The organism is Nocardia sp. NPDC004711 (assembly GCF_053601595.1).
This window is the reverse complement of sequence record NZ_JBSGCB010000168.1, coordinates 1-1,918: the sequence shown is the minus strand read 5'-3', so window position 1 is coordinate 1,918 and position 1,918 is coordinate 1. Positions and strand designations below refer to the sequence as shown.

Genomic DNA, 1,918 nt, shown 5'->3' with positions numbered 1-1,918 from the left:
CTCCCACAGGAGAATTCGCTGCGGGAGGTTGCGGTGACGGAGAAAAGGATCGGAAGCCGAATTCCAGCGGAAATCTCAACTATCCGTGCGCGACGCCGCAGAAGTCCAGGCGGCCGCAAGCGAGGAAGACGCTGACCATCCTGCCGAGCACCTGCCCTATGTCCGACGACCCCGTCGCGAGCTGGCTCGAAGACCCGGTCGTTGCGACGGGTTGAACGGTGATCGGTGTAGCGACGGCTGCGCCCTTGGCTGCGGCCAGTCCGGTGAAAAGCACAGCGGCGGCGAGTGATGCGCGAAGCTTCGTTCGAGTGTCGAACTTGGACAACGTAATTCCCCCAACTGGGTAGGTGTAGAGGTCCCCGAGGCTACCGACTGTGAAGCATTCGCATTTCAAATCATGTGCCCCTATTTTTCGGGGCACTGTTCCGGCTGAAGGTCCCCCGTAACCTGAACAACCAGCGCACGGACTTGCGCACCGCACCCGCCAGCCAGGTCGCGTCAGGTGAACGCACTCTTCTGCCGCGACCCGCGCTGACCGAACCGGCCAGCCGCATACTCACCAAGTCCGGGCGGTCACGAAGACCGGACGGTCGCGCCGGCCTTGTCGGGCATCCGATCGGACTTGGCCCGGTTACAGGCGCGATGGGCCGCCTGCTTGTTGCTGCGCTGCGTCATCGGTACAGCCGGATCCAGCGGGCGGTCGTGGATGGCGGTCCTCCTCGAATGGTCGAGGCGCGGACCGCAGCGCCGCCCGCCCGCCCGTCAATCGATGCTCTGCACTCGCACGCGGATCGGCATGTTATCGATTGTGGTTTCGACGATGTCGCCAACCAGGTGCCCCAAGAGAGCCTGGCTCGCGGGCAGGCTTTCCGAGTACCTGTCTGAGATCGCATCAGCTTCGCTGTCAGGCACGATCGTGTAGCGGAACTGCATTGCCATCGTGCCGTCAAAATGGCGAGAGGTGGTGCCATCCTCGTTGACCTTGGTCAGGATGAGGCCCGACCCGACGAGCACGATCTTGGTCTTGGGGAGGAGGTTCACTCTCCGCCTTTCCGTAGGTGGGCAGGCTCGGATTAGCCTTGCCCGCCTTGGTATCTCGTGATTTGCCGATACCGTTTCAATCGAATTCCGGGACTTGCTGCCGGCTCGAGGAGGTCTGACCGAGCGGACTGGCGCGATCGGAGGACCGAACTCACTGCGGTGCCGAACATCCGCTACTGCCGCATACCGCGCTGACCGAACCGGCCAGCGCGAGGCGCCGGCGGTCGGAACCCGCTGCGGCGCAGAACGTCCGCTACTGGCTCCCCTTTAGGTCAAGACTGGGATGTGGGTGTGGGGTTAGCCTGGTTGGTGGGTCCGGGTGGCTTGTCCGAAGGATCGGGTGCGGGTTGAAGCCCGGTCGCGCTGGAGTCAATAGTCGTTCCCGATTGCCCTCCCGGGCCTGCTGACTCGCGTTGCAGCTGGTCGTTGAGCATGCGTTTGTAGACGGTGTTGGAAAGTCGGCGTTTGAGTGCGCGCATCGCTTCCTTCGAGGTCTTCCCGCCCGCTCGCCGGCCGTCGTAGTAGACGCGCCCGTCGGTGGGGTGGCGTAGTTGGACGACGGCCTGGCGGCCGATGCCGTTGCAGCCCTCGACCGCCCAGACCCTGTCAGTGAATTGCTGTGCAGTGGTGAGCATCTCGGTATAGCCGACGGTGTCGGTGCCGTATCTGCCGGCGGCCAGGACATGGCCTGCCGGATCGATGATTTCGATGGTGGCCGAGCGTTTGTGTGGATCCATTCCGATGATGACGGTCACCGGCGTCCTCCCTCGATCGCAGTGTTGTGGTGTCCGTGCGAGGAGGGCACCGCTACTTCGAGCCGGGCAGACCCCTTTCCAGCCACTCCCGCACGGCACCCGGTGGGAGGCAAGCCATGAGA

The 1,918-nt window shown here is 63.9% G+C and carries 3 protein-coding genes; 1 reads left to right on the top strand and 2 read right to left on the bottom strand.

The genetic code is table 11. The annotated features are described in order from the left end of the window. Positions 1–215 (top strand): hypothetical protein (locus ACWEKS_RS49180; protein WP_452346582.1); only part of this gene is annotated, 215 nt, incomplete at its 5' end. Positions 216–762: 547 nt separating this feature from the next. On the opposite strand, the gene ACWEKS_RS49175 is transcribed toward ACWEKS_RS49180, so the two are convergent. Further along, positions 763–1,041: a GreA/GreB family elongation factor gene (locus ACWEKS_RS49175; RefSeq protein WP_452346581.1), complete on the bottom strand. Its 279-nt coding sequence runs from the start codon at positions 1,039–1,041 to the stop codon at positions 763–765. 272 nt (positions 1,042–1,313) lie between these two features. Continuing rightward, positions 1,314–1,796, bottom strand: coding sequence for a hypothetical protein (locus tag ACWEKS_RS49170; protein ID WP_452346580.1), 483 nt, complete (start codon positions 1,794–1,796; stop codon positions 1,314–1,316). Between the last annotated feature and the right edge of the window lie 122 nt (positions 1,797–1,918).